General features: G+C 50.2%; 16 protein-coding genes. 4 read left to right on the top strand and 12 right to left on the bottom strand.

All coding sequences use genetic code 11. The features are described 5' to 3' along the window. Positions 1-135: 135 nt before the first annotated feature. The 3 genes from RGU75_RS12650 to RGU75_RS12640 all read right to left on the bottom strand — a co-directional run bounded on the left by RGU75_RS12650 (position 136) and on the right by RGU75_RS12640 (position 5581). A complete protein-coding gene (locus tag RGU75_RS12650; protein ID WP_322236422.1) occupies positions 136-285 on the bottom strand; it encodes a hypothetical protein in 150 nt (49 codons plus the stop codon). Next, on the bottom strand, positions 264-4409 hold the full coding sequence (hrpA, locus tag RGU75_RS12645; RefSeq protein ID WP_322236420.1) for an ATP-dependent RNA helicase HrpA: 4146 nt from the start codon (positions 4407-4409) through the stop codon (positions 264-266). The genes RGU75_RS12650 and hrpA overlap by 22 nt, the downstream gene beginning before the upstream one ends. Positions 4410-4537: 128 nt before the next feature. Continuing rightward, complete coding sequence (locus RGU75_RS12640) at positions 4538-5581, bottom strand: XdhC family protein (protein WP_322236418.1); 1044 nt, start codon at positions 5579-5581, stop codon at positions 4538-4540. A gap of 386 nt (positions 5582-5967) precedes the next feature. On the opposite strand from RGU75_RS12640, the gene argA reads away from it, so the two are divergent. From argA to RGU75_RS12625, 3 genes are all read left to right on the top strand, one after another. Next, positions 5968-7278, top strand: coding sequence for an amino-acid N-acetyltransferase (gene argA / locus RGU75_RS12635; protein WP_322236416.1), 1311 nt, complete (start codon positions 5968-5970; stop codon positions 7276-7278). Between the two features lie 98 nt (positions 7279-7376). Next, positions 7377-7649: an oxidative damage protection protein gene (locus tag RGU75_RS12630; RefSeq protein WP_322236415.1), complete on the top strand. Its 273-nt coding sequence runs from the start codon at positions 7377-7379 to the stop codon at positions 7647-7649. 406 nt (positions 7650-8055) lie between these two features. After that, positions 8056-10773, top strand: coding sequence for a M16 family metallopeptidase (locus RGU75_RS12625; RefSeq protein WP_416186865.1), 2718 nt, complete (start codon positions 8056-8058; stop codon positions 10771-10773). A 155-nt stretch (positions 10774-10928) separates the two neighbouring features. Here the strand turns inward: RGU75_RS12625 and rpiA are convergent, their stop codons facing one another. The 8 genes from rpiA to kdpF all read right to left on the bottom strand — a co-directional run bounded on the left by rpiA (position 10929) and on the right by kdpF (position 21203). Then, positions 10929-11600, bottom strand: coding sequence for a ribose-5-phosphate isomerase RpiA (rpiA, locus tag RGU75_RS12620; protein WP_322240492.1), 672 nt, complete (start codon positions 11598-11600; stop codon positions 10929-10931). 203 nt (positions 11601-11803) lie between these two features. Next, entirely contained in the window at positions 11804-12502 is a 699-nt protein-coding gene (kdpE, locus tag RGU75_RS12615; RefSeq protein WP_322236411.1) for a two-component system response regulator KdpE, read from the bottom strand. A 10-nt stretch (positions 12503-12512) separates the two neighbouring features. After that, a complete protein-coding gene (locus RGU75_RS12610; protein WP_322236409.1) occupies positions 12513-15329 on the bottom strand; it encodes a DUF4118 domain-containing protein in 2817 nt (938 codons plus the stop codon). 152 nt (positions 15330-15481) lie between these two features. Beyond that, positions 15482-16216: a TorF family putative porin gene (locus RGU75_RS12605; RefSeq protein ID WP_322236407.1), complete on the bottom strand. Its 735-nt coding sequence runs from the start codon at positions 16214-16216 to the stop codon at positions 15482-15484. Between the two features lie 344 nt (positions 16217-16560). Then, positions 16561-17166, bottom strand: coding sequence for a potassium-transporting ATPase subunit KdpC (kdpC, locus tag RGU75_RS12600; protein ID WP_322236405.1), 606 nt, complete (start codon positions 17164-17166; stop codon positions 16561-16563). Positions 17167-17176: 10 nt separating this feature from the next. Further along, positions 17177-19267 (bottom strand): potassium-transporting ATPase subunit KdpB, encoded by a 2091-nt coding sequence (kdpB, locus tag RGU75_RS12595; RefSeq protein ID WP_322236403.1) that lies wholly within the window; start codon positions 19265-19267, stop codon positions 17177-17179. A gap of 26 nt (positions 19268-19293) precedes the next feature. Next, positions 19294-21114 carry a potassium-transporting ATPase subunit KdpA gene (kdpA, locus tag RGU75_RS12590; RefSeq protein WP_322236402.1) on the bottom strand — a complete coding sequence of 607 codons (1821 nt, stop codon included), beginning with the start codon at positions 21112-21114 and terminating at the stop codon, positions 19294-19296. Next, complete coding sequence (gene kdpF, locus RGU75_RS12585; RefSeq protein WP_322236400.1) at positions 21114-21203, bottom strand: K(+)-transporting ATPase subunit F; 90 nt, start codon at positions 21201-21203, stop codon at positions 21114-21116. The genes kdpA and kdpF overlap by 1 nt, the downstream gene beginning before the upstream one ends. Before the next feature lie 493 nt (positions 21204-21696). Here kdpF and RGU75_RS12580 point away from each other — a divergent pair, with 493 nt between their 5' ends. Continuing rightward, positions 21697-23862 (top strand): FUSC family membrane protein, encoded by a 2166-nt coding sequence (locus RGU75_RS12580; RefSeq protein ID WP_322236397.1) that lies wholly within the window; start codon positions 21697-21699, stop codon positions 23860-23862. 185 nt (positions 23863-24047) lie between these two features. Here RGU75_RS12580 and RGU75_RS12575 read toward each other — a convergent pair whose 3' ends face one another. Continuing rightward, entirely contained in the window at positions 24048-25133 is a 1086-nt protein-coding gene (locus RGU75_RS12575; protein ID WP_322236395.1) for a hypothetical protein, read from the bottom strand. Between the last annotated feature and the right edge of the window lie 284 nt (positions 25134-25417).

Genomic DNA, 25417 nt, shown 5'->3' with positions numbered 1-25417 from the left:
GCCGCCACAAAATTACCACAATGTACGGAGATGCCAGACGTTAGCCTAACGTACCAAGATTAAACTGATTAATCGACAATTTCAGTAATGAAAATAGCGAAATAGATAAAATATGTTTGCGCAATTTTACGCGAATCAACGGCGCTCTTCGACCACAAAGTGTTGAGGCACCCAACGTACCACCGTCACGCAGGCAACTTCCCTGTCATTACAATGACGTTGATCCCGTCCATCAGCGCCTTGCAGCTTAGTTAGCAATGCGCTTACCGCTGCATTGTCTCCCATACTTTTTGCAGCCGTTTGACTGAAACCGGCATCGGTGTTTTTAGTTCCTGCGCAAATAGCGAGACGCGCAGCTCCTCCAGCATCCAGCGAAATTCCTGCATTTTTGGATCGACGCCCTTCCCTTGCCGCTCTTTTTGCGCCCGTTGCCAAGGTGTTGCGACCTGCGACCATTCAGTTAGCGAACGCGCATCGCGACTAGGCTCAGCGCGCAACTTCTCCAAACGCACACTAATTGCCTTCAGATAGCGCGGAAAATGCGTTAAATTCGCATAATCGTTTTCAGCAATAAAACGCTTGTTCACCAAACCCATTATTTGCGCCTGAATATCTGCAACTGCCGCCGTTTGCGCTTTAGCGCCTTGTAACTTTTTCGGCAATCCGTGATATTCAACCAATATCAATGCGGTTAATCGTGCAATTTCGTTGCATAGCAAACCAAGACGAGATTTGCCCTCATCCTTACGTTGCGTGAATTGTGCAGCATTCATCGGCAGCGGCGCTTGCAGACAGGCGCGCTCCAGTCCGGCCCAGATAATCTGGTCACGCAATTCTTCCTGCGATCCAAGAGCCATAAACTGCATTCCCATTTGCTGTAAACCGGGAATATTTTTTTCAAGAAATTTAAGTTGTTCCTTCAGCTGAAGCGCAAATAAACGACGCAAACCCAGTCGATGGATGCGCACCGCTTCATTCGGATCATCAAAGACTTCCAGGTCACAATAAGTGATCTTATCGACAAGCGCCGGAAAACCAATCAACGTCTGTTTGCCTTGCTGGATTTCCAGTAGTTCTGGCAACTCTCCAAAACTCCAACTGGTCAAATTGCTATAAGCAGCGACGCTGGTGCCAGTCTGTGCACCCGTGTTTGCCGACACCACTTTAGTCGCACCTTGCGAAGCCGCAGCGTGGCTTGATGACGCTGGAGGGGTGACAAGCCCGGCATGTGTGGCAGCTATTTCGCTTGAAACAACCCCGGTCTTTTCAGCCAGCTTCTGAAAACTCTCACGCGCCTGTCCGCCCAATTCAGCTTGAAGCGCAGCAAGATTACGGCCCATATCAAGTTGCCTGCCATGCTCGTCGATGACTTTGAAATTCATCGTATGGTGCGCTGGCAAAGTCTCCACCTTAAAGTCGGAGATTCGCACCGCGACGGTCGTTTCAGCGCGTACGTCAGCAATCAATGCGTCCAGCAAATTGCCGTGGCCGAAGGCACTACGCGCCTGAATCCGCTCACAAAATCCGGCAGCATAGTCAGGCAGCGGCACGCAGTTACGACGTATTTTTTGCGGCAACGATTTCAACAGCAGATGCACTTTCTCTTTCAGCATCCCGGTTACCAGCCAATCGCACCGATCAACGTACACCTGATTTAATGCATAGAGCGGGACGGTCAGCGTAACGCCATCCCGCGGTGTGCCGGGCTCAAAGTGATACGACAATCCCATCTCAATACCGGCAACCCGCATCACCTTGGGAAACAAATCCGTCGTGATACCCGCCGCTTCATGACGCATCAAATCGTCGCGATTCAAATAGAGCAAGGTCGGATTTTTATGCGTCGTATCCTTAAGCCATTTCTCAAAGGTAATACCATTGCAAATATCGACCGGAATCAGCTTGTCGTAAAACGCCGCAATCAGCTCTTCGTCGACCAGCACATCCAGACGTCGCGACTTATGTTCCAGATTTTCGATCTCACGGATCAGTTTTTGGTTGTGGGCAAAAAAGGGTGCACGCGTGTCATATTCGCCGCCGACCAGCGCATCACGAATAAAAATCTCCCGCGCCTCTTTAGGATTGATCAGGCCGAAATTAATCCGCCGCTGGCTATACACCACCAACCCATAAAGTGTTGCGCGCTCTGAGGCAGAAACCTGCGCCATACGCTTTTCCCAGCGCGGTTCGCCGTAGGATTTTTTCAGTAAATGCGCGCCGACTTTTTCCAGCCATTCCGGCTGAATCTGAGAAACGCAACGCGCATACAAGCGCGTAGTATCGACCAGTTCCGACGCCATCACCCACTTTCCGGCTTTTTTCGTTAATGAAGATCCCGGCCAGATATGAAACTTGATGCCGCGTGCGCCCAGATAATGCGGATCGTCGTCAGCCTTAAAGCCAACGTTACCCAACAACCCGGTCAACAACGCCGTGTGCAAATTATCGTAAGTTGCTGGCGCTTCGTTTAGTCGCCAGCCTTGTTCCCTCACGATGGTCAACAGTTGCGAGTGAACATCGCGCCATTCCCGCAATCGTAATTGCGACAGGAAGTTAGCACGACAATTATCCTGCAACTGGCGATTGGTTTTCTTGTGCTCGATGGCTTCTTCAAACCATTTCCAGATTTTTAAATAGCTTTGGAATTCGGATTTTTCATCGGCGAATTTCTTATGTGCCTGATCAGCGGCAGCTTGCGCATCCATCGGTCGATCACGCGGATCCTGGACCGATACTGCCGATGCAATGATCAGCATTTCGGATAGACAAACGTTATCCAGCGATGCCAATATCATGCCGCCAACGCGTGGATCGAGCGGTAATTTTGCCAATTCGCGCCCAGTTTTGGTCAACTGATTATTGTCATCAACCGCGCCAAGTTCCTGCAACAATTGATAACCGTCGGCAATGGCACGTCCCGGCGGCGGCTCAATGAAGGGAAACGTTTCAACATCGGTCAAATGCAACGATTTCATCCGCAAAATCACCGAAGCCAGCGACGATCGCATGATTTCCGGTTCGGTAAATTTTGGACGTTGAAGATAGTCGCGTTCTTCGTATAGACGAATACACACACCCGCAGCCACCCGACCACAACGCCCTGCGCGCTGATTCGCCGCCGATTGGGCAATCGGTTCAATCTGTAATTGCTCAACCTTATTGCGATAACTATAACGTTTAACACGTGCCAAACCGGCATCGACCACGTAACGAATACCGGGAACAGTGAGCGAGGTTTCAGCTACGTTGGTCGCGAGGACAATGCGGCGGGCATTCGATACCTTAAATACCCGCTCTTGTTCCTGCGCCGATAAACGCGCAAACAACGGCAAAATCTCTACATGCGGCGGATGATGTTTGCGTAATGCTTCGGCAGCGTCGCGAATCTCCCGCTCGCCGGGTAAAAATACCAACACATCACCAGAACCAACCCGCGCCAGTTCATCAACGGCATCAACCACCGCATCCATCAAATCGCGTTGATCACGGTCGCGCTGTGCTGCGTTCGGAGCTGCGTTGTGTGCTGCATTGGGCGTACTTGACGCACCACCCGGCCTTGCCGCTGTAGTCGACGGATTAACGCCGCTACGATCCGCGTTATCGACCGGCCGGTAACGCACCTCCACTTCGTACAAGCGTCCAGATACTTCTATCACGGGTGCCAATTTATCACCGTGACCAAAATGACGCGCAAAACGATCAGCATCAATCGTCGCTGAAGTAATGATCAACTTCAGATCAGGCCGTTTGGGTAGTAATTGCTTCAGGTATCCGAGCAGAAAATCGATGTTAAGACTGCGCTCGTGCGCCTCATCAATGATGATAGTGTCATATTGCCGCAACATCGGATCGGTCTGCGTTTCGGCCAGCAATATCCCGTCAGTCATCAGCTTGACCCACGCACCTTTGGTCAACGTATCGTTAAAACGCACTTTAAAACCAACGTGCTCGCCCAACGGCGATCCCAGTTCCTGCGCAATCCGCTTAGCTGTCGACGACGCAGCAATCCGGCGCGGCTGCGTATGCCCAATCAAACCATTGAGACCACGACCTAATTCAAGACATATCTTCGGTAACTGCGTGGTTTTCCCTGATCCGGTTTCACCGCAGACAATAATGACCTGGTTAGCCAGCAAAGCTTCAGCAATTTCAGCGCGTCTGCCCGATACAGGCAATTCCTCTGGAAATATGATCGGCGGCAGTGGATTGCGTTCCGGTGCGGTTCGCGGTCTTGCTTCCCGCGGCAAACGACCTTCAGAACGTCGGGGTCGATTTGAATCAGCGCTGATAGTGACGGGAACAGGTCCGGATATCGAACTTGGTGCAGGTGATTGCGCCGGACGTGATGAATTTTCCTGACGCGGAGGGGCTTCAGAGCGTGGCGGCCGGCGTGAATCTGCGGGCCGCATTGGTTTATTGGATTCTGATACTGGCATGGGATAAGAATTATACAGAGCGCAGCACGCCTACGCAGCAACCGCTTCGCGAAAAGCGGTCACAAACGAGAGAATCCACGGCGCAGGTAATCGTGCCTTCGTTACGAAGAAACAACCTTTTCTTCGAGCGGCGCACCAATCGCACAACTTGACACAGACCTCGCCACAACATCGCAATTGCGCAAGGCGACCAGCTCCGCTAGTACCGAGACCGCGATTTCCGCTGGAGAACGACTAAAAATCGGCAGACCGATTGGGGCGTGTAAGCGATCCACTTCTTCCTGTGTCACATCCAGCGTCAGCAAACGCGCCTTGCGCGCAATGGTGCTGGCCATAGAACCGATTGCTCCGACGTAAAACGCATCGGTTTTCAACGCTTCCATCAATGCCATATCATCTACCTTTGGATCATGACTGAGCGCTACGATCACGGTCCGTTTATCTGGTGCAAATGCATGCACCGCGTCATCCGGCATGCCTTCAAGCCATTCAACGGCAGAAGCCGCTGAGATTATGTGTGTGTTTCCATTAGCCTGCTCATTGGTTTGCCAGTTGCGCCGTTGCTCTTCACGCGGATCATTTAAATAGACCGAAAAATCTAGCGCTGGCGCCATTTGCGCCAGATATTCTGATACCTGACCGGCGCCAATAATCAGTAAACGCCAATGCGGACCGAACACATGAACCAATTCATTATCGCCAAAACGCACCGTAAAGTCGGCAGTTGCTGGCTCGATGACCGCCACGCCACTAATAAGATTAAGCCGCCTTTGCACCAACCGTCGGGATGCAACCGCCTCCAGCAACGGTTCCAGTGCGGCTGCATTAACAAGCGGTTCGACCACTAGTTCGAGTGTGCCACCACATGGCAAACCGAACCGGCGCACCTGTTCGGCAGTAATGCCGTAGCGCACGACTTCAATTTTTTCTGGAAAGGATGCGGCAAAACGCGCCATTAAATCATCCTCGACACAGCCACCCGATACCGATCCGGTAAAATCACCTTCGGAAGTGATGGCGAACAGCGATCCAAGTGGACGCGGTGCCGATCCCCAATTGCGCACTACCGTCACCAATGTGACGCGCTTGCCCTGTCGCAACCAACTCACCGCGCTATTTAATACCTGATAATCGACCGCGTTCATTTTTTACTTTCAATTTATACAACTTATTCCTGGACAACTCTATGATATAGAAGAGATCACATCTTCACTTGCCGACAGGATTTTAACGGTCACAGAAACTATCATCGCAAATTCTTATGAACAGTCGAATTACACCATTAATTGCTAAAATTACCAGAAACATAAGAGTTACTTCTATTGCAATCAAGGTCACAGGACGGGTTTATGCCAATGCAAAATTATAGTATTGACGTAATCTTGTCCCAGCAAGGCGGGCCGACGAAGACAGTACGATAGTACGGGGCCGCCGAGGTGGCAAGGAAAGCCCAACGCCGATGGCGTACTTTCACATCAATCCTGCTGGGACAAAGTGTGCTCAGTGCCACTGTATGTATATAATGCACACCATGGAAAACACCTCCGAATTCGTCCAGTGGCTGCGCTCTGTCGCGCCCTACATTCATGCCTTTCGCGGCAAGACCTTTGTGATCGCCTTTCCGGGCGAGTTAGTCATGGCTGGGGCCTTACCCGTGCTTGCACAAGATCTGTCGTTACTGCACGCGTTAGGTATCAAAATTGTGATTGTGCATGGCTCACGACCGCAGGTTGAAGAACAATTGACACTACGCAATGTTGAAACGCGCTTTTCTAACGGCTTGCGGATCACCGACATCGCGGCATTGGAATGCGCAAAAGAAGCCGCGGGCGAATTACGGCTCGATATCGAAGCGGCATTTAGTCAGGGCTTGCCAAATACCCCCATGGCGCACGCCGCCATCAGGATTATTTCAGGCAACTTTGTGACAGCGCGACCACTAGGCGTGATTGATGGTGCAGACCTTCAATTGACTGGCGTGGTGCGTAAGATCGCCTACGAAACCATCCACCCTATTTTGAGCGCGGGTAATCTGGTTCTGCTCTCGCCATTGGGTTTTTCGCCGACTGGTGAAGCATTTAATCTGACCATGGAAGATGTTGCGGTCGCCGCTGCCATTTCACTGCGCGCCGAGAAATTGATCTTCATCAGCGAAACGCCGTTACTGAAAGACGCCGCAGGAACTGAAATCCGAGAACTATCGTCTCATCAGGCGCAGGCAGTGCTCGAAAGCGGTTGTCTGCCGTCCGATTCAGCCTTCTACTTGCAGCACGCCATCAAATCCTGCAACGCTGGCGTGCCACGTGCGCACATCGTACCGTTTGCGACTGATGGTTCGGCGTTGCTTGAATTATTTACGCATGATGGTATTGGCACCATGATTACTTACGAGAATCTGGAAAGCTTGCGTGAAGCAACGATTGAGGACGTCGGCGGTATCCTGAAATTGATCGAACCACTGGAAGCCGATGGCACGCTGGTCAAGCGCGGCCGCGAACTGATTGAGCGCGAAATCCATTATTTCTCTGTCATCGACCATGATGGCGTGCTGTTTGGCTGCGCAGCGTTGTACCCTTTCCCAGATGAAAAAATGGGAGAGATGGCTTGTCTGACGGTTAATCCGGAAGTGCAAGCGCAGGGCGACGGTGAGAAAATTCTGAAACATATGGAAAGCCGAGCGCGCGCCGCTGGCCTGACCAAACTATTCGTATTGACTACACGAACTTCACATTGGTTTTTGCGGCGCGGCTTTGTCAGCGCGACAGTCGACGACTTACCGAAAAATCGTCAACATATGTATAACTGGCAACGTAAATCATTGGTACTGATTAAACAACTTTAATGTAAGCAACTTTAACCGCTGACTCTCATTTATCGCCACACTCAGGCATTCAGGCCGGAGTGGGCGCTGATACTCACAGGTAACAAACAAGGAAAATCATGGCACGTACTATTCATTGCATCAAACTCGATAAAGAAGCTGAAGGATTGGATTTCCCACCGTATCCGGGTGAACTGGGCAAGCGTATTTTTGAAAGCGTTTCAAAAGAAGCATGGGCTGGATGGCTGAAGCATCAAACGATGCTGGTGAATGAAAATCGCCTGAACCTGGCTGACATTCGTGCACGTAAATATCTTGCGACACAAATGGAAAATCATTTCTTCGGCAACGGCGCAGATGCCGCCGTCGGTTACGTTCCACCGACAGAATAAACTCGTTTCGTAACGACGCTCCCTTCCCCGCTACCATTTGGCCGATCAGTTTTTTGATCCCGGAAAGTGGTAGCATTAACATCACCCGATGTGAATACAGTCATCAATCCATGTATTGATAGCGGCTTATTGATGTTGAATTTCGTTGTAATAGCTGGGCATTGACGTTGCTTAATTTTTTGTCTCAGCGCTACCGCCAGCACGCATCAGCTCACCGAACAACATGCACCAATCGTGTCGTCCCGTCTCCCGTCCATCACGCCTCTAACTGATCGAAAACGTCATGCATTTATTCCCTCAAATTCATCATTCGACATTATTCGCTGATACTGCAACCGCGAACATCTTCAGACGTATTCCTGGATTGCTGACGCGTGCATCGTCTGGCGCGCTAACACTCACCGTGATGTTGCTTGTAACGCCCTATTTTGCAGAAGCACAGACATTGCCGACCAGTGATGCAAAGATCACCCAATTCGCCAACATCACCAAAGGCCCCTCAGCCGAAGGTATCACCGAATACCGTTTCAGTAATGGCTTCAAATTGTTGTTGCTACCAGATGCCACCAAGCCAACGGTGACCGTCAATATGACGTATCTGGTCGGTTCGCGTCAGGAAAATTATGGTGAAACCGGGATGGCGCATTTGCTGGAACACATGATGTTCAAAGGCACGCCAACGCATCCGACCATTCCAAAAGATTTCGGCCAACGCGGTATGTCTTTCAACGGCACTACTTCGCTTGACCGCACCAATTACTACGAATTTTCGCAAGCGAGCGATGACAATCTGAAATGGGCCATCGACCTTGAAGCGGATCGGATGCTGCATTCTTTTGTCGCTCGAAAAGATCTCGATAGTGAAATGACCGTTGTTCGTAATGAATTTGAGAAAGGGGAAAACTCTCCAGTCAGCGTCTTGTTTAAACGCATGCAAGGCGTCGCTTTTGACTGGCATAGTTATGGCAAACCCACTATCGGCAACCGCAGTGATGTGGAGAGCGTCAAGATCGAAAATCTGCAAGCGTTCTATCGCACCTATTACCAGCCAGATAATGCGGTACTACTCATTTCGGGCAAATTCGACACTGAAAAGGCGCTGACCTGGGTAAACGAGGCCTTTGGAAAACTGCCGAAACCAAGCCGTAAATTACCTGAGTTCTGGACCGTGGAACCAACGCAGGATGGTGAGCGCAGCTTTGTCATCCGGCGTGAAGGTGACATACAAATCGTCGCCGTGGCGTACAAAGTACCGAGCGAATTGCACCCGGACAGCAACGCGATATCTTTCGCAGCGAGCATTCTGGCCGACACCCCAAACGGGCGGCTTTACAAAGCCTTGGTCGAAACAGGCAAGGCGACATCGGTATTCAATTATGAAATGACCGGTTATGCACCGGGATTATTGGTCATCGCTGCGGTCGTGAAAAAAAATGAGCCAATTGAACCGGTTCGCGCAGCCTTGGTAGACGCCATCGAAAGTTTTTCAACTACGCCCCCAACCGCTGAAGAAATGGACCGTATAAAACGAAACACAGCCAACGGTTATGAAAACTTGATGAACGATCCACAGCAAATTGGGGTTGCCATGTCGAGCGCCATTGCGCTGGGTGACTGGCGCTTGCTTTTTTTAGGGCGCGACCAACTTAAGCAAGTCACATCAGCACAGGTTGCAGAAGTTGCGGCCAAATATTTTAAACGCGACAATCGTACTGTCGGCATCTTTCAACCAAACGATCCACCGCAGCGCGCCGAGGTACCGGCTGCACCTGCGCTGGCCGAGATACTAAAAGATTACAAGCCGCAGCAAGGGCTGGCAAGCGGAGAAATTTTCGATCCTTCGCAGGCGAATATTGATGCACGTACGCAGCATCAAACTTTCGGCGATATGAAATTGGCGATGCTACCGAAGAAAACCCGTGGCGAGACCGTTTCAGTCCACATAAAATTAAATTGGGGTGATGAAAAAACGCTATTCGATAAGAATGCTGTCTCGGATATGACCGGTGCAATGCTGCGCCGCGGCAGCACAACACTTAACCGCCAGCAATTAGCAGATGCTTTTTCCAAGCTTAAGGTGAGCGGCAGCCTCTATCAATTTGAGACAACGCGTAGTGATCTTCCCGGCGCGCTGGCGCTGGTTGCCGATGTATTTCAGCACCCGCGTTTTGATCCCCTTGAATTTGAGCGTTTGCGCAAGGAAGTGCTCGTTGGCCTTGAGGCTTCGCGCAACAATCCCGATAGCCGCGCAGCAGAAGCAATGGCGCAACATTTCAATTTATATCCAAAAGGTGACTGGTTGTCTGCACCCACCGTTGACGAGAAGATCGCAAACATCAAAGCGGTCACTCTGGAACAGGTGATTGCTTTTCACAAGGCATTTTATGGCGCGTCACACAGTGAAATCGCCATCGTCGGGGATTTCGACCCAATACCCATCTCTAAGACGGTTCAGGCCGAATTCGGCAACTGGAAAAGTGCCTCGCCATACCAGCGCGTGATACGGAAAAACTTTGATGTCGCGCCGATTGCAGAGGTCATCAATACGCCAGATAAAGAAAACGGCGTCTATATTGCCCGCATGAATCTGGATATGCGCGACAGTGATCCTGACTATCCTGCTCTGTTGGTGGCGAATTACTTGTTTGGAGGCGGCAGCCTGAAGTCTCGTCTAGCTGACCGGATACGCCAAAAAGATGGTTTGTCCTATAGCGTCGGCTCTTCACTCGGCATCAGCGCCATCAGCCGCGCTGCAAGCTTCAGCATTCAGGCGATCGCCGCTCCACAAAATCTCTCCAAAGTCGATCTAGGGGTGAAGGAAGAGTTGGCGCGCGTTCGTAAAGATGGCTTCACTGCCGACGAACTGACCCGCGCAAAATCCGGCATATTGCAAGAAAACGTTCAGGCCCGGGCGCAAGATGGTGCAGTCGGTGCCGGCTGGGTGCGCTTATTGGATCTAGACCGAACGTACGCATGGAGTAAGCAACTTGAAGACAAAATCAGCGCATTGACACTCGACCAGATCAATAAGGCGTTCCATAGTCGGATTGATCCTGCCCAATTAAGTGTCGTGATTGCACGCGATGAAACCAAGATTAATAATCCGAATGTGGCGAGGCCTTAAATAAGTATGCCAAGGACCTAACGTAGAGACGCTAGAGATTTGACCTTCTTATCGATAAAAAAGCCTGCAACTTGTGAAGTTGCAGGCTTTTTTCATTGCGGCTGAAATTAAACTAATGTAAATGCATTCAGCGGCTGACCCAACTTATCGACACATTAAAACGTCAACGTTTTAACGCCCTCCGGGGTTCCCAGCAAACACACGTTTGCGCCTTGTTTAGCAAACAGGCCAACCGATACGACGCCAGTGATCTGGTTGATCTGGGCTTCCATTGCAATCGGGTCCACGATCTTCAGGCCGTGCATATCGATGATGACGCAGCCGTTGTCGGTGATGAGAGGAATACCATCCTTGAAGCGCAAGCGCGGTTCTCCGCCGAGTTTTGCCAGCTTGCGTGCTACCACCGCCTGCGCCATCGGAATCACTTCCACCGGCAGCGGAAATTTACCCAATACGTTGACGAGTTTAGAGCCGTCAGCGATACAAATAAATTTTTCTGCAACCGATGCTACGATTTTCTCACGCGTCAGCGCCGCGCCACCGCCCTTGATCATCGCGCCCTGCGCGTTAACTTCGTCCGCACCGTCGATATACACCGGCATTGACAACACCTGATTGAGATCAAATACTTCAATATCATGACTACGCAGGCGGGCAGCTGTCGCTTCAGAGGATGCGACCGCACCTTTGATCAAATGCTTGATCTTGGCCAGTTCATCAATGAAAAAATTCGCAGTGGAGCCAGTACCGACACCAACAATGTCGCGTTCCACGACATATTTAATTGCTTCGCGAGCAACAGCTTGCTTCATTTCGTCTTGCGTCATAGCGGCCATGGCAATCTTCTTAGAAAAGAATTAAAAACGCTATTCTAACCAATCAGGCCTTCCATCGGTCAAACCGCCATTTAACGTTGCCAGTTGGCGATGACAATTACTAAATGCAAAAAAAATTGAGAGACTTATAGACATCAGTAACACAAGAGAATTGCCTAGCTGAAAATCCGGTTTGCAGAGCGACCAAACCACACTTACACGGATAACATGATCCGGTAGCCGACTGCCGTCTCCGTCAGCAAATATTTTGGCTGGGCCGGATCGTCTTCCAGCTTTTGGCGCAAATGGCCCATGTAAATCCGCAAATAGTGGCCGCTCTCGGAATGCGACGGTCCCCATACTTCGCGTAATAACTGCGGATTGGTCACCACCCGACCAGCGTTCGCCACTAGTACCGTCAATAAACGATATTCAGTTGGCGTGAGATGCACTTGTTGTTGTGCTTTAGTAACCAGTCGCGCCTGTTGATCCAGCGTTACATCACCAAACCGGATCAATCCGTCGGCATCCCCTAAAGGCTGATGCTGACGACGTAACGTGGCCCGCACCCGGGCCAGCAACTCGCCGACTCCAAAAGGTTTGCTCAAGTAGTCATCCGCTCCAGCATCCAACGCCTTAATCTTGTCGTTTTCACTGACGCGAGCGGATAACACGATGATCGGCACTTTAGACCATTTTCTGACATCCAGAATGAATTCAATACCATCACCGTCTGGCAAACCCAAATCGAGAATAATCAAATTCGGCTTACGCGTGCCGGTGTCGATCAATCCTCGGTGCAAAGTGTCGGCCTCATGGATTTGCCAACCCTCGTCCTCCAGCGCCGCACGCACGAAGCGTCGGATTTGTGGTTCGTCTTCGACCAGAATCGCTACGGGTTGTGGCTGGCTCATGATGGCCCTTTTATATAGATGGTTCGACCGGATTGAAATCACCTTCTTCAACATCCGGCATGCTAGGTGGCACGCCGAGCGGCAGAGTAAAGGTAAATTCGGCACCGCGTTCTGCACTGGATTTTGCACCAATAGTGCCGCCATGCGCCTCGACGATCGCACGGCAAATTGCGAGTCCTAATCCAACGCCGGGCTTCGCCGACTCGCGCTCACCACGCGTGAACTTGTCGAAGATGGCCTCTTCCATACCGGTCGGAAGCCCTGGACCGTCATCCGAAACGGTGACCGACATGAAGCGCCCTGCCACCTTTGCGGACAACACAATAACAGATTCAAGCGGCGAGTATTTGGCAGAATTTTCTAATAAATTACACAATACGCGTTCAATCAGTACCGCATCGAAACGAACCAACGGCAGGCTGTGAGCGACGCGGATCTCCACCCGATGCGCGGCCAACGGTGAACTACTGGCGCGCAACGCACTACCAACAACTTCTTCGAAAGGCTGCCATTGCAAGTTGAGTTTCACTTCACCACTTTGTATGCGGGCCATATCCAGCAAATTGGTCACCAGTGCGCTCATGCGCAAGGTCTCGTCATGCAACGCGGTCGCCAAACCTTGCTGCGCACTTTGCAAAGGCGGCCTGGAAAGAACTAAGGACTCCGACAAACCGATCAATGCGGTCAACGGCGTTCGCAGATCGTGCGACAACGCCGACAATAATGAATTGCGCAAACGTTCCGACTCCATCTTGATCAATGCGTCCTGGGCTACTTCAATATAATGCACGCGCTCTAAAGCAATCGCAGCCAACGCCCCAAAAGTGTAGAGTTGTTGCTGCTGCTCCGGGATGAGTAACCAACGGCGGCTGTGCGGAAGAATTGCCAATACGCCACGGGTACGCATTGGTGCAACTAGAGGCAAATAGAGACAATTACTGGCTGGCAAGGTATCCGTGCCGATACCTGCATTCCTGGCATTATCGAAGGCCCATTGGGCGATTCCGATATCCAGGGACTTATGAACTGAGTCGTGAAGACTTTGATCCGTATTTGTTCCATCTTCCGCCACGGTGACTTGTAATCGTCCGTGCAAATCGGGCACTAGCAAAAGTGTCTGAGCGTTAAATGTACGTTGTAAAAATTTTCGGCTGGTTTCGAATATCTGCTCAGTTTGCAACGCGCCAGATAGTTCGCGGGAAAATTCAAACAAAGCCCGGGAACGCGCTTCACGATAAGACGCAACCCGTGCTTGATATCGTAGACCGGTAGTCAGGTGCGTAATAATCAGACCGACTGCCAGCATGACCGCAAACGTCATCAAATATTGAAAGTCGCTGACAGCAAACGAAAACCGTGGCGGCACAAAAAAGAAATCGAATGCGCCAATACTCAACAGCGCCACCGTTATAGCTGGACCACGCCCAAAACGCACCGCGATCAATACCTCTGCCAGTAAATAAAGCATGACGATATTTGCCAAATCAAAATACGGCAAAATCGGAGTCGCCAGGAGGGTAACCAATATCGTGACCGCAACCGCCCAGTAGTATCCCAAAGAGCGCGATTTTTCAAGCATCCGCTTCGGCTTCAGGAGCGATGGAGAGATTGCCGAAGTAGCAGAAGATGATTGTTTAGTGACCGCCCGGATCGATGGCTGACCGATCTCAATAAGATCAATGTCCTTGGCCTGAGCGGCAATTCGCATCGCAAAATTACTCTGCAAAGGCCAAAGTGAACGCCAACGCCATTGACCGTAATACTGACTCCGTCCAACGATGATTTTTGAAATATTGTGATTCCGCGCAAAATCTGCAATCACCTGAGTGACATCGTTTCCTGCTAAAACGGCGGTGGTCGCGCCCAGACTTTGTGCCAGCTTGAGCGTCTCCAGAATCGCCTCTCGGCGCGCTGACGACATTCGCTGCAGGCGTGGTGTCTCAACATACACTGCTCGCCACTCGGTGTTCAATTGTGTCGCAAGTCGTGCCGTGCTGCGAATCACGTGTTCGGCGTTAATAGTTGGACCGACGCAGGCTAGCAAAGCTGCATCAGTCTGCCACACCGCGCCTATCGACTTCTCCACCCGATATGCCTGTACGTCACCTTGAAGACGATCGGCAGTGCGACGCAATGCCAACTCCCGCAAGGCAATTAAATTTCCCTTGCGAAAGAAATTGCGTGATGCACGCTCGGCTTGCGGCAATTTATAGACTTTCCCACTGCGTAATCGGGCCAGCAACTCATCGGCCGGGACGTCCACTTGTACCACTTCATCAGCGGCATCAAATACGGTGTCCGGCAACGTCTCCGCCACCCGAATGCCTGTGATACCGCCAACTACGTCATTCAGACTTTCAAGATGCTGGACATTGAGTGTGGTGAAGACATCGATACCCGCACTCAATAACTCTTCCACATCCTGCCAGCGCTTGGGATGTCGGGAGCCGGGTGCGTTGGAATGCGCCAGTTCGTCGACTAATATCAGCGATGGCTTGCGCTCTAGCGCAGCATCCAGATCGAATTCCGGTAATTGCTTATCGCGATAGGTGAGCTGTTTTAGTGGAAGTACTTCTAAACCGGTTAACTGAGTTGCCGTGTCGATTCGTCCGTGGGTTTCGATGACTCCGGCCAACACTTCGCGCCCGTCAGCGCGGAGTTTGTGGGCGGCGGAAAGCATTGCATAGGTTTTTCCTACGCCAGCCGAAGCACCAAAGTAGATACGTAGCTTGCCTCGTGCTGCGTGGATTTGTTCGGATTGCATACGGGCCAGCAATGCGTCTGGATCAGGCCGTTGATCATTATTATTCGGATAATTGGATGACATAAGTAGTGAGAGTAAATCAACAAAAAATCAGCAACAAATCAACCAATGAACCAATAGCACACACCTCCAATGACGCATTGAGGGGCCGCCCACGCAATTAAATGAAATCAATCCCCTGATTGTAGAGGCATTTTGTCATCAATTGCATAACATCAAAAGGTTTTGGTCACAGACAACAATAACGCGGTCTTTCCCAGATCCTTATAATCTGGACCCGGTCCGGCATAGCTTTTGGAATCGGTCCCGACCAGCGCCACACTACCCGCCAATATACCGAAGTCTTTTGTAAGGCCAATCCTCCAGTCGTTATAGCTTGAAGCGGAATTATTTTTGACGGTTTGATGACCAACGTGAAGATTGACCACATAGCCGTTAGTCACATCAATGTTGGCACCTACATCCACGTAATCACTGTTCTTGCTGTTAGCAAAACCGAAAAGATTAGTAACCGCTTGGGAATATTTGAGATACATAGGACCATAACCCACCTGACCATAGACTTCGGTGGTGTTCGCGTTCGGGTGCAAGTCATTGGATGGATAAACGTAGGTTAATACACCCAAATCATAGGTCCAGTTCTGGGAAAAATTTCCTTTTTTACCCGCATAAACGTCCCACTCAACATTGCCGCTTCCACCCGCATCTTTGATCCATTTCAGCGTCGACAACCATGTCCCGACATATAAGCCGGTTGGATTGTTCGCATAATCGGCACCACCTTGTACTGCTGGCTTAAGCCTGGTTTGTGAAATGCCACGAAACCGATAGTCAGACACCACACTGGCGTTATAGCTAACAACATTATCCGGCACAGGTGCATCTTCTGCGTACGAAAACGAAGCACTACAGGTAATGATGATTGCCACTGCAAGAGTAATTTTTTTCATGAATTATTTCATTCGCATTAAAGGTAAAAGTGAAATAGCGCATTGGCGCTGGTGGCGGTGAATATTGCGTACTAATTACTGATTACTGATCGCGATGACAAAGAAACCTTAGGCGCCGCAATCGTTCATACAAGACCATTGCATAAACAGCGTCGCGACATTCAGATTACGTCAAGCAAGATTGGTGAAAAATCCTATTGGGATTAAGTTGCCTGACTTGCCAATCAAAGTAACGTCAGCGCAAGCGATGCTGCCCTAAAAATAGGAATGTTGATCTTGCCTGCTGAAGTGTCATCCACATTAGCCACTGCGCGCAATTAGTACGCAATGGCGATTTTTTCTCATTAATGCTTTTGATCCAGCGCGAGATTGAGATCCAGCACATTAATGCGTGGCTCGCCGAGAAATCCCACACTGCGGGTCAGTTGCTTGGCGTCGATGATGCCGCGTACTACTTCGATGCTCAGTTTTCTCTCGCGCGCAACGCGAGCGGCTTGATAATACGCGGCGGCAGTACTCATTTCTGGATCAAGCCCGCTGCCAGATGCCGTGACCAGATCGACCGGGATAGAGAGCGTATTAGTAGGATCCACAGCCTTGAGTGCAGCGACGCGGCCTTTGACCGCCTCAATCAGCGCTGGATTACTGGGACCAAAATTAGAACCCCCAGATGAGGTCGCGTTGTAGGGCATAGGGCTGGTAGCGGACAAGCGTCCCCAGAAATACTCGGGAGCAGAAAACTCCTGTCCAATCAGTCGTGATCCGACTGTTTTACCATTCTGAATAATCAGACTACCTGCCGCCTTATCGGCAAAAGCGACCTTGCCAATACCGGTGACGACAACAGGGTAAATAATGCCGCAAATGAGACTCAAAGCCGTGAACAAAACAAGCGCCGGGCGCAACATCGGGCCAGGGGCGCTAGCAATAACGAGAGGGGAGGTTTTCATTTGAAATTTCCTAAACTAAATTAAGAGCGGACAGCAGCATATCGATCAACTTGATACCGATAAATGGCGCAATGATTCCGCCTAATCCATAGATCAACAGATTGCGGCGTAACAAAGCGGCCGCGCCAACAGCGCGATATTTAACCCCCTTGAGCGCCAGTGGAATCAACGCAACGATGATCAATGCGTTAAAAATGACAGCCGACATGATGGCTGAGGATGGGCTCGCCAGATGCATGATGTTTAGCGCCGCAAGTTGCGGATAAGTGGTGACGAAAGCGGCTGGAATAATCGCAAAATACTTAGCGATATCGTTCGCAATCGAGAACGTTGACAACGCCCCGCGTGTCATCAGCATTTGTTTGCCGATCTCTACGATCTCCAATAACTTGGTGGGATTGGAATCCAGATCAACCATGTTGCCTGCTTCTTTAGCGGCCTGCGTGCCACTATTCATCGCCACTGCGACATCCGCTTGCGCCAACGCTGGCGCATCGTTGGTACCGTCGCCGGTCATCGCCACCATACGACCTTCGGACTGATAGGATCGAATCAGTTTGAGTTTATCCTCCGGGGTTGCTTCGGCCAGAAAATCGTCGACCCCGGCTTCAGCAGCAATCGCAGCTGCCGTCAAGCGATTGTCACCGGTAATCATGACCGTTTTAATCCCCATCTGCCGCAATTCCGCAAAACGCTCTTTGATACCGCCTTTGACGATATCCTTCAGTTCAACCACGCCCATTACCACGCCGTTATCAACCACAACCAACGGTGTACTACCGCGCCGCGCAACGTCATCGACAGATCGTGCGACTTCGGCAGGGAACGGCTGTCCTAAAGAAGCGACGTAACTCTTTAACGCTTCTGAAGAGCCTTTGCGAATCAGACGATCGCCAATGTCGACCCCACTCATACGCGTTTGGGCCGTGAACGGAACAAACACGGCATGGAGCGAACTCATAGCGCGTTCACGAATATTAAACCGCTGTTTAGCCAACACGACGATGCTGCGACCTTCTGGCGTTTCATCCGCCAGCGAGGCCAACTGGGCAACATCGGCCAATTGCTGTTCGCTAATGCCGGGTGCCGGAATAAAAGTAGCGGCTTGACGATTACCGAGCGTGATGGTGCCGGTTTTGTCGAGCAACAGCACGTCTACGTCACCAGCAGCTTCGACCGCACGGCCTGACGTGGCGATCACATTAGCTTGCATCATGCGGCTCATACCAGCAACCCCGATCGCAGACAGCAAACCGCCAATGGTGGTCGGAATCAGGCAAACCAGCAAAGCAATCAACACCGTAATGGTGATTGGCGTACCGAATTTGGCGGCAGATACGCTGAACAATGAGAATGGCAACAATGTGACGGTGACCAACAGGAACACGATGGTCAACGCTACCAGCAAAATCGTCAACGCAATTTCGTTTGGCGTCTTTTGCCGCTTTGCGCCTTCAACCATGGCGATCATACGATCCAGAAACGCTTCACCAGGATTAACCGAAACACGGACGACCAGCCAATCGGACAATACCCGCGTTCCCCCGGTAACGGCTGAAAAGTCGCCACCGGATTCACGAATCACCGGTGCTGATTCGCCTGTGATTGCGCTTTCATCGACCGATGCGACGCCTTCGATCACTTCACCATCGACTGGCACCACATCGCCAGCCTCAATCAGAACGACATCGCCTTTGCGGAGTTCACTGGCAGAAATGGGTGACCACTTACTTTCAGCGCCGCTTTTTCCTTCAACACCAAGGAGTTTTTTTGCGGTCACGGTTTGCTTAAGCGCCCGTAACGATTCGGCCTGCGCTTTACTGCGCCCTTCCGCTAATGCCTCCGCAAAGTTGGCGAACAAAACCGTGAACCAGAGCCAGACCGAAATAGCCAGAATGAATGCCGGACTGGCTTCGCCTTTTCCAAACCATGCTTGAAAAAATAGCAGCGTGGTGAGAATACTACCGACATACACCACAAACATTACTGGATTGCGCAGCTGTGTGCGTGGCGTCAATTTTTTAAACGATGCGACGATTGCAGGACCAAGTAGCTTGGAATCAAACAACGTCAATTTACTGCGAGAACTGTTGGAGGACATGATGTTCCTTATTATTTATGTGGCGACTAATGTGCTAGCGCTGGCGCGACGGACATTTGCAGATGCTCAACGATCGGACCTAAGGCCAATGACGGCACATAATTCAGCACACCCACTAACACAACAATCCCGATCAACAGCACGACGAACAAAGGACCATGTGTCGGCATCGTTCCCGCATTCACTTCCAACCGTTTCTTTGCTGCGAGCGAGCCAGCGATCGCCAGAATCGCAATAATGATCACAAAGCGTCCAAACCACATGGCAATTGCCAGCGTGATGTTGTAGAACGGTGTGTTGGCTGACAAGCCACCAAAGGCGCTACCGTTATTGTTAGCAGCAGAACTGAAGGCGTACAGGATCTCGGTAAAGCCATGCGCGCCGGGGTTGAGAATGCCGGCCGTACCAGCTGTCACCATCACCGCAATGGCCGTGCCACCAAGAACCAATAAAGGCACCGCAAGAATCGCAATCGCGGTCATCTTCATTTCGAATGACTGAATTTTTTTACCAAGATATTCAGGCGTGCGACCGATCATTAATCCGGCAATAAACACCGCCATAATGGCAAACACCAACATGCCGTACAGACCCGAACCAACACCACCAAATACCACTTCACCCATTTGCATCAAAGCCAATGGCACCATGCCACCGAGTGCGGTAAAGGAGTCGTGCATTGCATTCACCGCACCGCACGAAGCAGCGGTAGTGATAGCGGCAAACAAAGCCGAAGCGCTAATGCCAAAACGTGTTTCTTTCCCTTCCATATTGCCGCCAGACTGCAACAAGCTATTGGCCTGATCAATACCAAGCGCGCTTAAACCCGGATGTGATTGCTGCTCAGCGATCAACACGACCACCGTCATAATCACAAAGATGATGGTCATCGCCGCCAGCACTGCCCAACCCTGACGAATATCTCCGACCATGCGGCCAAATACAAAGCACAGCGCCGCAGGAATCAGGAAAATAGTCAACATCTGCATGAAGTTCGACATGGGGGTCGGATTTTCATAAGGATGCGCTGAATTGGCATTGAAAAAGCCGCCGCCATTGGTGCCGATCATCTTGATCGCCTCTTGCGATGCGACGGGACCCATCGCTAGGGTTTGAGTCGACGTGTTCAGCGTTTCCAGAACCGGATTGCCGCTCGCGTCTTTTATCGGCTGGCCATCAGCGCCCACTTTTGGTTGTTGGTAAGTTAGCGCTTGCACCAGCGAAACATCTTTATAGGCATCAAAATTCTGAATTACGCCTTGACCCATCAACAACACGGCAAATATCAGCGATAACGGCAATAATAAATACATCGTTGAACGGGTAATATCGCGCCAAAAATTACCCACCGAATGCGACGAGTGGCGCGCAAATCCGCGAATCAATGCAAATGCCACGGCAATTCCGGTAGCGGCTGAAAAGAAATTCTGCACAGCCAGAACGAGCATCTGAGTGAGATAACTCATGGTGCTTTCACCGCTATAGGCTTGCCAATTGGTATTGCTAATAAAACTCACAGCCGTATTAAAGGCAGAATCTGGTGAAACGTTAGGAAAGTGCTGCGGATTGAGCGGAAGCCAAACCTGAACGCGCTGTAACGCATACGTCACAAGCGCGCCGAGTGTATTGAAAATAAGCAACGCTAACGCATAGCTCTTCCAACCCATTTCGTCTTTCGACGTAATACCAGCAAGTCGATATAAGCCATGCTCAAAGCGCGCCAACCAACCCATGCCCGGCATTGGTTCATCACCCGCAATCCGGACGATCAATTTAGCAAGCGGATAGCTCAGCACCAGCAAGACGATTAAGAACGCTGCCAGCAGCAATATTGATTGGGAAGTCATCAGAAATCCTCCGCGTTCAACAACGCCAATATCAAATACACCAGCAGCGCCACCGTTACGACCGCGCCGAGCACATAAAAGGGATTCATTTCCGATCCTCCAGCTTTTTACAACCAACTGCCAATGCCCAGGTCAGGCCGAAAAACACCACGATCCCTGCGACAAATAGTCCATCCATTAGAAAATCCATCATTGCCCTCATTACATTGTTTCAACAACTACAGGCTATCGGGAAGCTTCTAAAAACGGTGTAAAGACTATGATGATGGGTGTAAACAAAGTGTAAAAATGCGGGTATAAATGCTATATCGCGATCAAATTGATCGGGCACATGCCAAAGCTGTTAACCCAAGCAGGCGGAGCAACGTGATAAAAACCGCCGCTACGCCAGTTAAAGCTAATCGTTTGCATAACGGGCGCTCGACGGAGGGGAATGTAGCGATAGACGTTCGCAGTATTTATTTTGCGTAATTGAACCTGTTAGGATCGTTAGCGCAGCATTTTTTTGCCTTGATGCTAACAATAACGACGGGCAAACGCGGTACACTTCCCGCGTTGCCGTCATTGCTATAGAGACTACTTATGCATTACGCCCTGGATTTACGGACGTTTATTTTCAGTCACTATTTTTATACCGGCCTTCGGATAGGCACCGGCATCGTCGGCTTTACCTTGCTGGTATTGCCGTTCACCGATCTGCCGACCGCCATGACGGTCTGCATCGGTGCGCTATCAACCAGCTTGATGGACTTGCCCAGCACCTTGCGGCACAAGTTTAACGAGATGCTTTCAAGCGTGTTGCTGTGTTCGATCGTGACGTTGATTATTAGTCTCTGCGCACCGTTTCAATGGCTGTTAAGCATCATGCTGGTACTCGTCACATTTTTGGCTTGCATGATGGTGGTCTACGGCAAGAAGGCAATGCCCTTGCAATTCGCTGCACTGTTCGCGATGACGCTATCCATGAGCAATACCGTCTCCATCGCAGGCGCATTTCTGCATACCGGCGTATTTTTTGGCGGCGGCATGGCTTATTTGGGATATTCGATGGTGGTGTCGTGGTTTTTGCGCCGTCGTATTAAACAACAAATTCTGGCCGAAGCATTATTTGAGTTGGCGCGCTACCTTGATATCAAAGCCGACTTTTACGACATGCATGTCGAACTAAACAATCAGTTTAATCGATTGGTACGCCAACAAATTGTACTGGCAGACAAACAGCAAGCGTCGCGCGATCTGATTTTACGTGGTCCAAAAAGCCAACAAAATGCGATTCTCGTACAGGTACATTTCGGCATGTTCGATTTGTATGAATATATATTGTCGACCCACACCGACTATATGGAGTTGCGCCAGAATTTTGCCGATGCCGACATCCTGACCTATTTTCGCGACCTGATCAACAAGGCGGCCAAGGATATTGAGACTATCGCTTATGCCATCACGCGCAAGCGTGCCTCTTTCCGGACGATCAGTTATAAAGCTGAATTTCGTGCCATTGAAGTCGAATTGCAACAGCTTCAACAAGATAGCCTGGCCGGAAAAATACCGGAAGCGGCAATGGATTTGATCCGCGTCACCTATAACAAAATACGCGACACAGTCGACATGATCGACGAATTACATCGCGCTACGCAAAGCGCGCACGGCGAATTACCGGATATGCTGGGCGCGGACATGACGCCGTTTCTGACGCAGCAAAAATATCAACTGGGCGTATTGCTAGCCAATTTGCGTTGGCAATCACCAGCGTTTCGTTTTGCTTTACGCGGAGCAATGGCGATTACAGTCGGCCTGCTGGTCGCAGAGCATCTGCCCTATACCTCGCATGGATACTGGATCGTGCTGACGATTGCCATCATTTTAAAACCCAGTTTCAGTCAGACTAAACAACGGCGAAGCGACCGTCTGCTCGGCACCCTGATTGGCTGCGTAGCGACCGCCTTGATCCTGCGTTTCGTACACGAACCAGTCGCCCTCCTGGGCTTTTTATTCCTCGCGACGGTAGCTGCACCCGCATTCATTTACGTTAAATACCGCTACACGGCGATTGCCGCCAGTATGCAGATTCTGCTACAAATTAATTTAGTGATTCCAAGTAGCGGCCATGTCATTGGCGAGCGCCTGCTGGATACGATTATAGGCGCCGCAATTGCCACTGCGTTCAGCTTTGTGCTGCCAAGCTGGGAATATCGGACCTTGCCGCAGCTTGTGCGTCGCGTACTCACCAGCAATATGGGGTATCTGGAAGCGGCGAATAATATGCTGCAAGCAAAAACCCCGGATGACTTTATTTATCGGCTATCTCGCAAACGCTTTCTCGACAGCATCGCGGATTTGGTTTCCACACTTGTCCGCATGCTGGACGAGCCCGCCAGCAAACATCGGGCGGTGGAAGAACTGAATCAATTTATCGTACAAAATTATCTGGTCATGGCGCATGTGGCGGCAATGCGTTTGCTGCTCAGGCGAAATCAGGAGAGCTTGCCACGGCCAGCGGTGAATGCGCTGTTGCAACAGGCAACTACGCATGTTTGCCTTTCTTTGACGCTTGCTGAGCAGGTTCTTAACCCTAAAAGTGATCCGTTGACAGACACGAATGAGTTGTCGGTTGAGCCGGTTGACATAACGGCTGAGACTGCTTTGTGGAAGGGTTGGTGGCCGTTGCAGCGTCGGGTTGAGTTGCTGTATCAGGATGCGGATAAGATTTCTTTGAGAAGTGCGGATATTGGACGGATATTGGGTTGAGTGTGATTTGACTGTTATTCGGAGTTCCCTGAAATGTAGTATGCCATCGGTGAGTTTGTTTTTATCATCTATGGAGAGCTAAATTTCAGAGGCTCAAAGTACTAGCGCAGTTGCAAATAAAAGTAAATATTTAAGTCGGCTGGAATTCTCGAATTAAATTGATTTGTAGTGTTTTATGTTGAGATTTAGTTTAATTTTTGTATAAATGCAGTTTTTTCCCATCCTCCGTGAGGTGCAGACCCAGCCAATATGCTGCCATCGGACGATACTCCAGCAATATTGCGCTCTGAAATATTCCCGGTTGTTTTTCCTAAATCCACCATTCCTGTGTCGGCAGTCCATCGAAATAAGTGATTTTCTTCTTCACTGTTGGCGGATGAAATTCCATACACAATCTTGCCGTCCCCGCTGACAGCGAAGGCTTTTGAATACACATCATATGTACCTTTGGTCTTAATTAGCGTGCCTAAATTTTTTATGCCCTCTTTTTCTGTCCACCGATATGCGCGCTCTGCGCCATCTATGAACACTGAACCGACGACGACCGAACCATCATCGCTTACGCCATTTGCATAGCTTGATAGGCGTCGACCTTTAACTATAGATATATCTTTTAATCCATCTCCTTTTTTCCACCTAAATACATGGTTATTAATTTCTCCAACCACAACTTCACCATTGGGTGTCATAGCTTTTACACGAGAAGCTTCATTTTTTTGTTTCGATCCAAGAAACGTGATGACATCGTTTGAAACCAAGACGGCGCGTGTTTCTGCACTGTTCTTCGGATTAAGAATCCTTCCGCCCATTGTTGCTCCATCAGCACTCAGCACAGCAGGACAAAAAGTTTCTAATTGAGCGTTGATTTGTGTCAAATCAACGATACCTGTTTCTGCCGTCCACTTAAATGGACGTGGATCTTCTCGTCCTGGGCGTTGCAGCATTCCGGCAATAACAGTTCCATCCATATTGACGGCAGTAGCCCATGACCAAGGTGCCGCATCTTTATTGATGTCTATCATGCCTGTTTTTTCTGACCATACGAAGGCATGGGGATTACAATTGCCATCGCTCTTAACGTCACTGCTTCCAACGACGAACTTGCCATTCGCGCTAATTGCACGCGCTTCTGTGACACAGGACGGAACAACTGCGGTTGTTAAATAGTGTGGTTCAGAAGATTTTAAAACGAATACCTCACTGCCCAAGACCGGTTGAGTCGTAAAAATTACGGCTGTTGTCAGGAATAGAAAGCAATAGGATTTTTTCATAGAGAGCATGGGATTTTAGTGTTTGTCAGTTGTAGTGCTGGTTCGAATAAAATTCTGTTTTAACGCCGCTTCTCACTTAATAGCGATCAGAAAGCGTCACCGCTTTTATCGCTAGCACATACTGTGCTTGCACTTGCCAGCAGTGAAAGAGAATAGAAAGCACTCCCCCGTATTCTGGGGATGAGTGATGCCGAAAAAAATCATAGCTGTTCCCTCGCCTGCCTTCGACAATGCGCATCGCCTGACTGAAAAAATTGCACCATATAGCGCGCCTGCCGAATGTA

Origin of the sequence: Glaciimonas sp. CA11.2 (genome assembly GCF_034314045.1) — a bacterium.
Classification (GTDB): Bacteria; Pseudomonadota; Gammaproteobacteria; order Burkholderiales; family Burkholderiaceae_D; genus Glaciimonas.
The sequence above is the reverse complement of the archived record's forward strand: the minus strand, read 5'-3'. Positions and strand labels throughout refer to the sequence as shown.